Origin of the sequence: Mesorhizobium sp. B2-4-17 (assembly GCF_006441275.1) — a bacterium.
In the GTDB taxonomy this organism is placed as follows: domain Bacteria; phylum Pseudomonadota; class Alphaproteobacteria; order Rhizobiales; family Rhizobiaceae; genus Mesorhizobium.
Window position 1 is genome coordinate 16,343 of record NZ_VFUX01000002.1, and the last position, 12,293, is coordinate 28,635.

Genomic DNA, 12,293 nt, shown 5'->3' on the forward strand with positions numbered 1-12,293 from the left:
CGGCCCAGTCTATGCGGCTTCACGCCGTCTTGTCTCATGCGCCATCATGCCGTCATGTCGGTGATTGCTTTTCGCAGGAATCCCCCAGCCTTGCCGAGCGCCGCCCGCGCCTCCTCGACGCCCATGCCGGTGATCGTCACCAGGATGGCCAGCTTGACGTCGTTTCCGGTCTGGTCGAGAGCGTGCCGTGCCTGAGGCGCAGTGCAGCCGGTCGTCTGCATGACCATCCTGATTGCCCTGGCCACCAGCTTCTTGTTGGAAGGGTTGAGGTCGACCATCAGGTTCTGGAAACTCTTGCCGATGCGGATCATCGAGGCGGTGGTCAGCATGTTGAGCACCAGCTTCTGCGCGGTCCCCGATTTCAGCCGTGTCGAGCCGGTAAGCACTTCAGGACCGACGACCGGCGAGATGGCGATGTCGGCGATGCCGGCAATGGTCGATGCCGGATTGCACGAAAGGGCGACCGTGGTAGCGCCCATCTGCTTGGCATAGTTCAGCCCGCCGATGACGTAGGGTGTGCGCCCGCTGACCGCGATGCCGACCACCACGTCGTCCGGTGCGAGCTCGATCTCCCGCAGCGCCTGTGCGCCCATCTTCGGATCGTCCTCGGCGCCTTCGATCGACCGCACCAGCGCGTCGGAACCACCGGCGATGAGGCCGACAACCATGCCTTCCGGCACGCGGAAGGTCGGCGGGCATTCCGAAGCATCGAGAACCCCGAGCCGCCCGCTGGTGCCGGCACCGATGTAGATCAGCCGCGCGCCCTTCTGGAAGGCAAGCACGATGCGGTCGACCGCGGCCGCGATTTCCGGCAGCACCTTTTCGACAGCCGACGGGACAACCCTGTCCTCGTCATTGATCTTGCGCAGGACGTCCAGGGTAGGCAGCAGGTCGATGTCGACAGTCCTCGGGTTCCGGCCTTCGGAAACCAGCCGGTCCAGCTCGGACATCAACCCTTGTTCAGTCATCTCGGTGCTTTCAAATCGCCGCGCGGCCGGGCGTCGAATATGGATCTTCGGCCGGTGCCGGTGCACACGGATGAATCAATCCGCCAATCGCCATTCAGTCTCTGTTGTTAACTTTTTAGAATTCGATATTCGCACCGTCAACAGATTTTTGGAATATTTTATTCCTCACCCTACTAAGCCTACCGTGTGCAGAGTGACCGCTTGGCAAGAATGATCGCGCCGGATACGGCGTCGCCGTCAGCGGGCTTGAGGCGGCGCCGGACATCGGGAGAGAGCCAGGGTTCGAGCGGGCTGGCGAGGCCGCCCAGCAAGGTCACGCGCGGCGCGCCTTTCTCGAACAGCACCCGCACCAGCGTGTCGATCTGCTCGGCGGCCCCTTGCACGATGCGCCGTCCGACAGGATCGCCTTGGTCGGCGTGGCGCATCACCATCGGCGCCAGCGCCGCGTAATCGGTGGCGCTGGCGCGGTCCATCCAGGCGACGGCTTCCATCGGGTCACCCTCGAAGCGCTGCATCACTTCCGCCAGCAGCGCCGTCCGCTCGTGCCGGCCGTCATGCGCGCGCAACGCCAGTTGCACGGCCTTCAGCCCAAGGTCGGCACCGCTGCCCTCGTCGGAGATCGGAAATCCGTAGCCGCCGGCGCGCAGGTCGCGGCCTTCGACAAAGCCGAGGCCGATCGAACCGGTGCCGGCAATCACGATGGCGCCGTCGAGGCCGGAATGCGCGCCAAGGCAGGCGCCGACGCCGTCGCTGACGAAATCGATGCTGGCAAAGGGATGCGCGATCGCCCGCAACGCCTCCAGCGCACCCTTGCGGCCGATGCCGGCAAGGCCGATGCCGGCGCGGATCCGGGCGGTTTCGGCCGGGCCGAATCCTGTCTCCTCGATCGCCGCGCCGAACGCCTTTGCAACGGAGGCCCAGGCCGCGTCGATGCCGAGCCGCGTTGTCGCCGGGCCGGACAGACCCTGTCCCAGCACGATGCCCTCTCTATTCTCGATGCGGGCCCGGCAGCCGGTGCCGCCGCCGTCGACGCCGAGGAAATAAATCGCGCCGCTCATGCGCCCAGCCGCTCTATGTCGGCGCCGCACAGACGCAGCTTGCGGTCCAGTTGTTCATAGCCGCGGTCGAGATGATAGACGCGGTTGATCGTTGTCTCGCCCTCGGCGATCAGCGCCGCCAGCACCAGCGACACCGAAGCGCGCAGGTCGGTGGCCATCACCTGCGCGCCGTGCAGTTTCGCGCCGCCGCGCACCAGCGCCGTCGTGCCCTGCAGCTTGATGTTGGCGCCGAGCCGCATCAGTTCAGGAACATGCATGAAGCGGTTCTCGAAGATGGTTTCGCGCAGCAGCGACGCGCCGTCCGCGCAACACATCAGCGCCATGAACTGCGCCTGCAGGTCGGTTGGAAAACCCGGATAAGGTTCCGTCGTGAGGTCGGCGGCCCTGAGCGGCCGCTCGCGCGACACGATGAGCCCGCGATCGCCGGGCCAGACGCTCACGCCCGTGGCCTCCAGCAATTGCACGACAGAGGCCATGTGCTCCAGCCGGGCATGGGTGAGTTCCAACTGCCCGCCGGTGATCGCCGCGGCGATGGCATAGGTGCCGGCCTCGATGCGGTCCGGGATAATGTCATGCCTGGCGGCATGCCAGCCTTTGTCGCCCGCGATCAGGATGCGGTGCGTGCCGGCGCCTTCGATGCGCGCGCCCATGGCGTTGAGGCAGGCCGCGAGATCGGCCACCTCCGGTTCACGTGCCGCGTTAAGGATCTCGGTTTCGCCCTTGGCTGTGGTCGCGGCCATCATGGCGGTTTCCGTTGCCCCGACCGATGGCGAGCTCAAGACGATGCGCGTGCCGGTCAGCCCGTTCGGCGCTGAAGCGACGATCAAGCCGTTCTCGATGGCGATCCGGGCGCCGAGTGCCGCGAGCGCGGCGACATGCATGTCGACCGGCCGCGCGCCGATCGCGCAGCCGCCCGGCAGCGAAACCCGGGCATGGCCGAAACGGGCAAGCAGCGGCGCCAGCACCAGCACCGTCGCCCGCATCTTCCGCACCGTGTCGTAGGACGTCTCCTTGGAAACCGCGGCACTGGTGTCGATCGTCGCGGCATGCGGCGACCGCGTCACCTCGGCACCGTGAAGCCGCACCACGCGGAGCATGTTCTCGACGTCGGTCACTTCCGGCAGGTTGGTCAGTTCGAGCGGGTAGGGGCTGAGCAGGGCGGCCGCGATCTGCGGCAAAGCGGCATTCTTGGCGCCGGAGATCGTCACCGCGCCTTGTAGTCTTTGTCCGCCGATGATCCGCAGTCTGTCCATGGCTGATACCTTGTATGGCGAATCCGGGCGGCGGTCCGGCCCGCTCTCGGGAGCCGATCTCGAATCCCGAGCTTTCGCAGGTCCAGTCGAAGAATTAATTCTGCGTTCTTGGCTGTCAATCGGAATTGGAATAATTTATTCCTCTGACGTCAAGCACCGGAGCACTGAATCAAAGGGATGGAGCATGATGTGGTCCAAAAAACCGCTTCACACTTTTCGACATCATGCTCTAGAGGGTCCATGTCCGTTCTGAAGAAGATCAATGCGAAGCTCGACGGCATGGCGCCTGGCGATCGTGAGATCGGCCAGTACATCGTCGACAATCCCGACCAGATGCTGCGGCTGTCGACGGCCGCCCTCGCGGCCGAGATCGGCCGCAGCCAGTCAAGTGTGGTCAAGTTCAGCCAGAAGCTCGGCTATGCCAGCTACCAGGAGCTCAAGCTCGCCGTCAGCGAGGCCAAGGCGCGGGACTGGCAGGTGCCGGCCGGCGTCATCCACGGTTCCATCGAGGTCGGCGACGGTTTTCCTGTTATCCTGAAGAAGCTGATCGGCAGCAAGCTTCTGTCGATGCAGCAGACCGTCGCCGCCAACAGCGAGCGCATCATCTCCCGGACGCTGGAACTGCTGGATGGCGCGCGCCGCATCCACCTGGTCGGCGTCGGCGCCTCCTCGCTGGTGGCGCGCGATTTCTCCTACAAGCTGATGAAGCTCGGCCGCAATGTCGTGTACGACAGCGACAGCCACATCCAGATGGCCAATGTCTCGACGCTTGGGGAGGGCGACGTGCTGTTCGCGCTGTCCTATTCCGGCGCCAGCATCGAAACCTTGCGCATCGCCGAGCTTGCCCGCAAGCGCGGCACGATGGTGATCGCCGTCACCGGCCTCCAGGACAATCCGCTGAGCCGCGTCGCCGACATCCGCCTTTACACCATCGCCGATGAAGAGCGTGCGCGCTCTTCCTCCATCACCGCGCGCGACGCGCAGCTGACGCTGACGGACCTGCTGTTCATCCTGCTGCTGCAGAGGCAGCCGGACGCCAACGACTATGTCCACAACAGCGAAGCGGCGGTCTCGGTGCTGAAGGCCGAGCGATCGCCGTAAGGCCCTCAGACGCTTTCGAGATAGGTCTCGATCTCGAAGTCGCTGACATTGAGGGCGAACGTGTTCAACTCCTGACGTTTGCAGGCGATGAAGGAGTCGCGCAGGATCGCCGGGAAAATTTCCGCCACATGCGCCCCGCCTTCGAAGGCCGCGATCGCGGAGGCCCAGTCCGGCGGCAACTTCGCCGGTGGAAGGCCTTGGCCATCGCTTCCGGTCGGCTCGCCTGGCGACATCTGCCTTTCGATGCCGATCAGCGCCGCGCCCAGTATGGCGGCAAGGACGAGATAGGGATTGGCGTCCGCGCCCGACACGCGGTGCTCGATGCGCCGCGCTCCGGTCGGGCCGCCGGGAATGCGGATTGCGACCATGCGGTTCTCGTAGCCCCAGGCGACCGCGGTCGGCGCATAGGATCGCGGGCGCAGCCTGCGGTAGGAATTGAAGTGCGGCGCGAATACCAATGTGCTCTCGGCCATCGCCGCCAGCAGCCCGCCGACGGCGTGGCGCATGATGTCGGAGCCTTGGTCGGTGCCGTCGTCGAACACATTGCGCCCTTCGGCGTCGATCAGGCTGAAATGGACATGGAAGCCGTTGCCGGCCCGATCGCCATAGGGCTTGGCCATGAAGCAGGCGGCAAAACCGTGCTTGCGCGCAATGCCCTTCACCGTGCGCTTGAACAACACCGCGTCGTCGGCCGCCCGCAGGGCATCGGCGACATGGTTGAGGTTGATTTCGAACTGGCCGACGCCGTTTTCGGCGATCGCGGTGTCGACGGGAATGCCTTGCGCCCGGCAGGCTTCGTAGACGTCGTGGATGAAGGACTCGAAATCGTCGATCTCATCGATCGACAGCGCGGCGTCGGAATCGAGCCGGCGCCCGGTGACCGGCGAAACCGGCCCGACAGGCCGCTGCGACTGCGGATCGACGAGATAGAATTCGAGTTCCGTCGCCGCGACCGGGGTCAGGCCGAGCGCCTTGTAGCGGTCGAGGATGCGGGCCAGCGCCCGCCGGGGATCGCCGAGATAGGGCGCGCCACTTTCGTCGGCGAGCCAGAGCGGGACCAGCGCGGTCGGATGCGCCGTCCAGTCCACCGGCAGGATGCCGCGTCCCGTCCAGTGGCAAAGTCCGTCGGCATCGCCGGTCGAGAACACCAGCGTGTTGCCTTCGATGTCCTCGCCCCAGATGTCGAGGCCGATCAGCGAGTAGGGCATGCGCAGCTTGCCTTCCAGCGCCTTCCGGGCCTGCTCCACAGGGATGCGTTTCCCCCGCATGACGCCGTTGAGATCGCACACCGCCGCCCTCAGGCTCTGGATGTCGTTCCTGCTTTCAAGCCAGCTCAGGACGTCCGCAATTGCATCGCTCAATTTCCAACCTCTGGTTTTCGAAGGTGCCCAAGCCTGGCCGGCTGCGCTATCCCTGATAAAAATGCTAGTGAGTTTTCGGAAAGCGTATCCGGCTGAGGCCGGATGATTTTCCTTATTTTTTCAATTCACTAGCTGGGGATGTCGGGAGGCATTTCAAAACCAATTTCGCGATCTGCGATCGCAACATAGAGGCAAGAAGGCCGAAAGCCAAGGGACATTCGACGTGCTTGATCGGCCGCGGCAGCCACGCCTAGGCTTTGGATCGCCGGGTAATCCTAGCTTCCAGCGTCCGGAAATCTGGCCTGCTGGAGGATATGCGCGGCGCCCTCCTCGATGTCGCGAACGATGGCCGCACGGGCTCGCGGGCCATCCTGCGCCTCGATCGCGGCGACGACTTCCTCGTGATAGTCGATGTCGAGGATGGAGGAGAGATCGTCCTCGAACCCCATGGCGAGATTCCGGAGGAAGGGGCCAACCTGCATCCAGACGGTCTCGATCAGGAAGATCATCTGTTCGTTGCCGCAATGGCGATAGATCGAGAATTTGAAGGCGTAGTTCTTCCTGAGATAGTCGTCGATATCGCCTTCGCGCGCCGCCAGGGTCAATTCCATGCTGTGGCGCCGGATTGCCCGCAAATTGTTGCCGTTGATGCGTTTTGTCGCGAGTTCGGTCGCCGAGCCTTCGAGGATCGTGCGCACGACGGTCAATTGCGAGAACCGGTCGGCGGAGATCGCCGGCACCTCGACACTGCCGTTCGGCATCGGGCTCAGCGCCCGCAGCGCCTGCAGCCGCATGAAGGCGCTGCGCACCGGCATGTCGCTGGTGCCGAGTTCCTTGGCGAGCTTGCGCGAGGTGAGCTTCTGCCCGGGCGTGAACTGGCCCGACATCAGGGCCCGCACAAGCTCCAGATAGACCTTCTCATGCAACGGGACGGTGTCGACGGCGGTCAACCCGAATTGTGTTCTGTCGGCCATGGGCGGGGGGCGCTACTTCATTCGTTCTGAAATCTACCCCGACGACATCTGCCGTGGACAGTCCCGATCGGGCCGGGCACGGCGAAAGCGCCGAACCCAGCGGTTTGTCGCCACATGATAGACGCTTCAATCGCTGCGCGGCAAGCCAACTCGTTTCTCTGCCGGCACGGCCGTGCCCAACGTGCTCTACAACAAGATCCATGGCCCGGATGTGTTTCGCTATCTCGCCGAAGAATATCTGCCGGCGGCCTACCTGCTTGACCCGATCTATCATTTCCATCTGAGGAACGGGCGACCAGCCAGGTTCCGGAGCGCAAGGCGTCCTGAAAAGCAATCGGATCGCATGCGTTCGCCAGGGACCGGACAGCCTGCCGCGCATGGTCGGCCCCTTCATCACAAATCTTGACCTTTCGCGCTCTTGCACGTCCGGCCGCTCTCTGGCTTTTTGGGGCACCCATCCGAACGGACTGATTCGCGTCATGCCGCTCGATCGCAATGTCTTACAGGCAGTCTGCGGGTGGGTCGTGAAGCGCGCGCAATTGGCGAAGGAGAAGCAGCATGGCCGAGTTCAAGAAGCCGGAAATCTCCGAGATGAGGCCCAAGATCACCGTCATCGGCGTTGGCGGTGGCGGCGGCAATGCCATCAACAACATGATCGCCGAACAGCTTCAGGGAACCGAGTTCATCGCCGCCAACACCGATGCCCAGGCACTGACCATGTCGAAGGCGACGCGGCTGATCCAGCTTGGCGCGCATGTCACCGAAGGCTTGGGCGCCGGCTCGCTGCCCGAGATCGGCCGCGCCGCCGCCGAGGAATCGCTCGACGAGATCATGGACCATCTGGCCGGCACGCATATGTGTTTCGTCACCGCCGGCATGGGCGGCGGCACCGGCACCGGTGCTGCGCCGATCATCGCCCAGGCGGCGCGCAAGGCCGGCATCCTGACCGTGGGCGTCGTCACCAAGCCCTTTACCTTCGAGGGCAGGCGCCGCATGCAGATGGCCGAGGAGGGCATCGAGCGGCTGCGCGAAAGCGCCGACACGGTGATCGTGATCCCGAACCAGAACCTGTTCCGCATCGCCGATGCCAAGACCACCTTCGCCGATGCCTTCGTCATCGCCGACCGGGTGCTCTATTCCGGCGTCAGCTGCATCACCGATCTCATCGTCAAGGAAGGCCTGATCAATCTCGACTTCGCCGACGTCAAGTCGGTCATGCGCGGCATGGGCCGCGCCATGATGGGAACCGGCGAGGCATCCGGCGACAACCGGGCGATGAAGGCGGCCGAAGCCGCGATCGCCAATCCGCTGCTTGACGAGATGTCGATGAAGGGCGCGAAAGGCGTCCTGGTGTCGATATCGGGCGGCAGGGACATGACCCTGTTCGAGGTCGACGAGGCCGCCACCCGCATCCGCGAGGAGGTCTACGAAGACGCCGACATCATCGTCGGCGCGATCTTCGACAAGAGCATGGAAGGCCGCTTCAGGGTTTCGGTGGTGGCGACCGGCCTCGACCGTTCGCTCGGCGAGGGCGATGCCGACGCCGGCATCGCGCATAACCACTCCGTACCGCCTGCCGCGCGGATTTTGCAGTAGGATCTGTTTCCTTCGAATGACTGGCATCGGGGCGTCCGCTTGCGGAGCAACACGGTCAGGCGGCACTCGCTTGCACTCCGTACCGGAACGTTCCGCTAGCTAGGTGCCTGGCGGCGGGACGCAAATCATCGCATGCGGCACACCTGACCTTCGCAAAGCAGCTTGTCCGCCACAACCGGTACGGACGCGAACCTCTATCTCGGCGGTCATTGGGCGGTCTTCTATTCGACGAAATCGACGACGCGTGGCGATCCGGCGAAATAGTCCTTCATCTCGTCATAGTTTACGAGCGAATCGCGTTGCCCACCGACGCGCTGGCGTTTAAAGCGGCTTTCCGGCACATGAGGACGAAGCTCAAGAAAATCGAGTAAAGCGGGGAAATCGGTGGCGATCCGCTCATAGGTAATGTGGATCGACGGGAAGCCTCTCGCCAGTCTATCCAGGGCCGAGTTCTGCGCATCCCAAATGTGGAAATATGTCTCGGATTCCTTCGGGTCGCCCTTGACTTTCGTTACTTTGAACTTCCCGGCCTCTGAGGTCCACTTGCCGTTGGCTGAGGCGATCATTGAAATGTACTGATCGAGCATGTTTTCTCGAGACAATCGGATGATCTTGTAATTGAGATGGCTAAAACTGGTTATAACGTTGGGATGCCGCTCGATAGAGCCTAATGCTATTTTGAAACCGACTGCTGTTTCCGGCATGCTGTTTGTTAGCTGTTCCAGATATTCAGCCACTGTTTTGCAGCGGCTATTATAGAAAGCGATCGGCCGTCGCTTGACCATGTCTCTGAGCCGGCTCACCTTGGGTGCGAAAAGCTCGCCCTCGCACTTGGCGTCAGGGTGACTGTCTATTAGACCCTGCAAATAGCTTGAGCCTTGCCGGCCGATAAACAGAATAGCAAAACGGGTTTTTTCCATACCTGACGTGAATACAGAACAATTTTCCGTGATCAAGTGCGGCAAGCGAGATATCCCCTATTCCAAGGCGCTAAACGTGCTGAAGCAAAATTTCGAACGCTGGCGTCAGCACGATGATCTTCACAAGGCTCCAAGCCAGGATCATGCCGACACCGACAACCCGGCGATCCAAATCTGTGATGACGACACCGCTTTTGCGATTTCGCGCTACAATCCAGACGTAGGCGCAAAAAGCGGCAAGGCCGATCGCGCCCTCAGATATGATTTGAGATCAGCCGGGCGGAAGTGATAGTTCGCCTGCTTGGATCGCCAACCATAAACAGCACTCTGGGACGAAGGCTGCGACCGTCCCATATCGCGACAGCGCAGCGCGACCGGTTCCCGCACCCTCTCCTCGGATCGAATAAGATCGAATAAGATTGCGGGTGCGAACGAGAATGTCGTCAAAATCGAGAACAGCAACATTGCGCTTGAACTTCTCGAATGCGCCGACCAACTCGTCGTTCTGGTCGGAGAACTGGCAAGCAGGTGTCAGCAATCGACCCATTGAACCGGCGAAGAGCTTCGCGCAACGTTCGTAGTGCTCATTGCCGGCGGCAGAGAGCTGCGGGCATCGACGTTGCCTGCGGATCGGGACCAAAGGCCAATGCGGCCCTTGTAGCGGGAAATGAGGTGTCCGCCCGAAGGGCGAAGTGTGTCACTCCGCGGATGGACGAGCAGGCATCCGGGCCGTCTGGAGGCGGCGTCCCCTCAAAGCCTGTGTAACCGCTATGATCTACCGATCATCACCAAAACCTTATAAAATAAGTCGCTACGCAATCTCTGAAAGTACACCGACGGCCCAAGAGCAAACTTGAAGCGTGCCCAAATGCTATCCCGATGATGAAGGTATTTCGATATAGTACGACGTTTTTCTGGAACCAGGGCGTCACCTGCTTGCTCGAACAAGGACTGCGCTTGACCAAAGAAGTTCTGGTGCCGGCCTTTTAGCCGACCTACACGCAATTTCCATCTTGCTGATAAGTTCGGCTTCCCGCCAATCGCATTGGCCCCATGCTGGCGGTACCTAATAAACGCCCGATGGTCGAAAATGACGTTTCCGAAAGCAGCAATCACGAGATAAATCCAGGCATCGTGCAGCACAGCTCGATTAAATGACAGCTGGCAAAGACGTTCAAAAGCGCCCCTGTTAAACATGCATGTGGCGCCCGAAGCCCTCGATTCAACCAAAGCATTCTGGAAACTAAGTGGTCGACGAACCTTCGTGCCCCAACCCAGGTGATTCAAATTCCGGTCCACAAACTCAAGCTGTCCACAGTACAATGCAGGCGAGTCCTGCGGGAGAGTGCAGAGCAGCAAATATGCTTCATAGAGTTTCCTTGGCTGCCAAACGTCGTCGGCATCGCTAAATGCAAAGTAATCGGCGTCAAACCCCCAAAGGCGCAACATGGATAGAAAGCTACGGGTTACCCCTAAATTTTCACCCTCAATTACGTGAACGTTGAGATGATCCTTTTTGAACGAATTCAACAATTCAGGCGTTTTGTCGGTCGAGCCGTCATCTCGGATGTAAATTGAGACCGAAACTCTCTCCTGAGATAATATACTCAGGATTTGCTCTTCCAGAAACGTAGCTCCGTTGAACACGGACATCAGGACTGCGATCTTTGGGTAAGCTAGTGAGGTCATGGGTCTTGAACAAGCCAATTCAGACTAATATTGATTATATTCAAAACGACTACGCTGAAGGCCGTTTTTTAAGCCGTAGGGTCGTTTGAATCCGGCGCTGAAGAGTTTGCTAGCGGAGTAGACCTTGTTACCCAGATTGGTTTGTCGATCTCGGACAAGTCTAGTCAAATACGGCACCCAAATGGGCGCCCTAATCATCGGCTTCCGGCCGGTTAGCAGTCGAACGACGTCCTCGACGCTGCTACCTGCCTCATCGTCGCTGGACATGATGTAAGTACTTACACCGACGTCGTCCGATTTCAGCAGAAATAAGATCGCCGCAACCACATCGTCCATGTAAACGAGATGCGATGCCTCTCGCGCTCGGAGGCAGAGTTTCAACATACTCATGGTCAGCCAAGGCGCAAGATTCTGCTCGTCAAAGATATTGGTAGGCCTCAATATGGCACCATCAAGCGTCGAAGACAGGAGGATCCTTTCCGCCTTCAATTTTGTTTCCTCGTACCTGTTCATTGGACGGCAATCGTCGTCCTCATCGATGAATTGCTGAGTGGACCGACCGATTACGCCGACGCTGCTGACATGGATGAAACGGCGCACCCCCTGTTGTGTGGCAGCATCTACCAGATTTTGGGTTGCAAGCACATTCCCAGTTTCCATCAGATATGGATCGTTCTTTTCGCCAGCGCAGTGAATGATATGGGTTACCCCGAAGATGGCTCGCTGAACAAACGCAGCATCCGCCAGATCGCCGACTAAGGTCTCTGCTTCACCGCACGAAGAGCTCTGTCTCCTGGAGACCAACACTATTGGCCTTTGCCTACAGATAAGTGCTGAAGCCACACGTTTGCCCAGTGCTCCGCGCCCCCCAGTTATCAGAATTTTCATTCTCAAGACACCCCGATTAAGTCACTACGTCGTTGCGCAATGCGAATGTTGCCATCGCGGCGTAAAACACCGGCAGGTAGACAACGAGACCATCTTTTTCTTTTAGGCGGAAACCCAGCCAACTCTTGGAATGCCACGACTGGAGCGAGGCTACAGAGCAGAAAGAAACTCGGAGGAATCTACCGACTGTGGACAGGGTGCCCATTGCGAGTAGCGGTGGCAAAAGCAGCATGCCGAGCGCGAGCATGATGCCGGTCCAGATGTCACCAACAAGAATAATGATTAGAAAACAAATAAGCCACCCATCAAGGCTTCTTTCCTGCTTCATCGACTTTTTTGCATAGCGAATCGGACTTCTAACGCAAGTCACCGAGTGCCGCAACGGGCCGCCACGACCGAAGCGCAAAAGTATTAGATTTATCTAAATGACGTAACAAGTCCATCCCCCCTCAAAGCCGTCTGTTACATACTACTTGCAGGATAGC

The 12,293-nt window shown here is 60.5% G+C and carries 12 protein-coding genes; 3 read left to right on the forward strand and 9 right to left on the reverse strand.

Features of this window, described 5'->3' with window-relative positions; genetic code table 11:
* Nucleotides 1-44: 44 nt before the first annotated feature.
* From murQ to murA, 3 genes are all read right to left on the reverse strand, one after another.
* A complete protein-coding gene (murQ, locus tag FJ548_RS01795; RefSeq protein WP_140776510.1) occupies nucleotides 45-968 on the reverse strand; it encodes an N-acetylmuramic acid 6-phosphate etherase in 924 nt (307 codons plus the stop codon).
* A 179-nt stretch (nucleotides 969-1,147) separates the two neighbouring features.
* Nucleotides 1,148-2,026, reverse strand: a complete 879-nt coding sequence (locus FJ548_RS01800; protein WP_140776512.1) for an N-acetylglucosamine kinase — start codon at nucleotides 2,024-2,026, stop codon at nucleotides 1,148-1,150.
* The gene (gene murA, locus FJ548_RS01805) at nucleotides 2,023-3,279 is read right to left on the reverse strand and encodes a UDP-N-acetylglucosamine 1-carboxyvinyltransferase (protein WP_140776514.1); all 1,257 of its coding nucleotides are present in this window, start codon (nucleotides 3,277-3,279) and stop codon (nucleotides 2,023-2,025) included. Before murA ends, FJ548_RS01800 begins: the two co-directional genes overlap by 4 nt.
* Nucleotides 3,280-3,519: 240 nt before the next feature.
* Between murA and FJ548_RS01810 the strand changes: the two genes are divergently transcribed.
* Nucleotides 3,520-4,380 (forward strand): MurR/RpiR family transcriptional regulator, encoded by an 861-nt coding sequence (locus tag FJ548_RS01810; RefSeq protein ID WP_140696554.1) that lies wholly within the window; start codon nucleotides 3,520-3,522, stop codon nucleotides 4,378-4,380.
* A gap of 5 nt (nucleotides 4,381-4,385) precedes the next feature.
* Here FJ548_RS01810 and FJ548_RS01815 read toward each other — a convergent pair whose 3' ends face one another.
* Together FJ548_RS01815 and FJ548_RS01820 are read right to left on the reverse strand one after the other, a co-directional pair.
* Nucleotides 4,386-5,741, reverse strand: a complete 1,356-nt coding sequence (locus FJ548_RS01815; RefSeq protein WP_140776516.1) for a glutamine synthetase family protein — start codon at nucleotides 5,739-5,741, stop codon at nucleotides 4,386-4,388.
* A gap of 275 nt (nucleotides 5,742-6,016) precedes the next feature.
* Nucleotides 6,017-6,715, reverse strand: coding sequence for a GntR family transcriptional regulator (locus FJ548_RS01820; protein ID WP_140776518.1), 699 nt, complete (start codon nucleotides 6,713-6,715; stop codon nucleotides 6,017-6,019).
* A 558-nt stretch (nucleotides 6,716-7,273) separates the two neighbouring features.
* On the opposite strand from FJ548_RS01820, the gene ftsZ reads away from it, so the two are divergent.
* Nucleotides 7,274-8,311 carry a cell division protein FtsZ gene (ftsZ, locus tag FJ548_RS01825; RefSeq protein ID WP_140743517.1) on the forward strand — a complete coding sequence of 346 codons (1,038 nt, stop codon included), beginning with the start codon at nucleotides 7,274-7,276 and terminating at the stop codon, nucleotides 8,309-8,311.
* 221 nt (nucleotides 8,312-8,532) lie between these two features.
* Here the strand turns inward: ftsZ and FJ548_RS01830 are convergent, their stop codons facing one another.
* Entirely contained in the window at nucleotides 8,533-9,276 is a 744-nt protein-coding gene (locus FJ548_RS01830; protein ID WP_140776520.1) for a hypothetical protein, read from the reverse strand.
* 31 nt (nucleotides 9,277-9,307) lie between these two features.
* Here FJ548_RS01830 and FJ548_RS01835 point away from each other — a divergent pair, with 31 nt between their 5' ends.
* A complete protein-coding gene (locus FJ548_RS01835; RefSeq protein WP_140776522.1) occupies nucleotides 9,308-9,520 on the forward strand; it encodes a hypothetical protein in 213 nt (70 codons plus the stop codon).
* 479 nt (nucleotides 9,521-9,999) lie between these two features.
* Here FJ548_RS01835 and FJ548_RS01840 read toward each other — a convergent pair whose 3' ends face one another.
* Genes FJ548_RS01840 through FJ548_RS01850 form a run of 3 tightly spaced genes read right to left on the reverse strand, consistent with a single transcriptional unit; the run spans nucleotide 10,000 to nucleotide 12,136 of the window.
* On the reverse strand, nucleotides 10,000-10,920 hold the full coding sequence (locus FJ548_RS01840) for a glycosyltransferase family 2 protein (protein WP_140776524.1): 921 nt from the start codon (nucleotides 10,918-10,920) through the stop codon (nucleotides 10,000-10,002).
* Nucleotides 10,921-10,944: 24 nt separating this feature from the next.
* A complete protein-coding gene (locus tag FJ548_RS01845) occupies nucleotides 10,945-11,808 on the reverse strand; it encodes an NAD(P)-dependent oxidoreductase (RefSeq protein WP_140776526.1) in 864 nt (287 codons plus the stop codon).
* Nucleotides 11,809-11,824: 16 nt separating this feature from the next.
* On the reverse strand, nucleotides 11,825-12,136 hold the full coding sequence (locus FJ548_RS01850) for a hypothetical protein (RefSeq protein WP_140776528.1): 312 nt from the start codon (nucleotides 12,134-12,136) through the stop codon (nucleotides 11,825-11,827).
* Nucleotides 12,137-12,293 lie beyond the last annotated feature (157 nt).

Excerpts from the sequence above, each read along its gene's own strand:
- murQ (WP_140776510.1), bottom strand. The coding sequence starts at position 968 with ATGACTGAACAAGGGTTGATGTCCGAGCTGGACCGGCTGGTTTCCGAA.
- FJ548_RS01800 (WP_140776512.1), bottom strand. The coding sequence starts at position 2,026 with ATGAGCGGCGCGATTTATTTCCTCGGCGTCGACGGCGGCGGCACCGGC.
- murA (WP_140776514.1), bottom strand. The coding sequence starts at position 3,279 with ATGGACAGACTGCGGATCATCGGCGGACAAAGACTACAAGGCGCGGTG.
- FJ548_RS01810 (WP_140696554.1), top strand. The coding sequence starts at position 3,520 with ATGTCCGTTCTGAAGAAGATCAATGCGAAGCTCGACGGCATGGCGCCT.
- FJ548_RS01820 (WP_140776518.1), bottom strand. The coding sequence starts at position 6,715 with ATGGCCGACAGAACACAATTCGGGTTGACCGCCGTCGACACCGTCCCG.
- ftsZ (WP_140743517.1), top strand. The coding sequence starts at position 7,274 with ATGGCCGAGTTCAAGAAGCCGGAAATCTCCGAGATGAGGCCCAAGATC.
- FJ548_RS01840 (WP_140776524.1), bottom strand. The coding sequence starts at position 10,920 with ATGACCTCACTAGCTTACCCAAAGATCGCAGTCCTGATGTCCGTGTTC.
- FJ548_RS01845 (WP_140776526.1), bottom strand. The coding sequence starts at position 11,808 with ATGAAAATTCTGATAACTGGGGGGCGCGGAGCACTGGGCAAACGTGTG.
- FJ548_RS01850 (WP_140776528.1), bottom strand. The coding sequence starts at position 12,136 with ATGAAGCAGGAAAGAAGCCTTGATGGGTGGCTTATTTGTTTTCTAATC.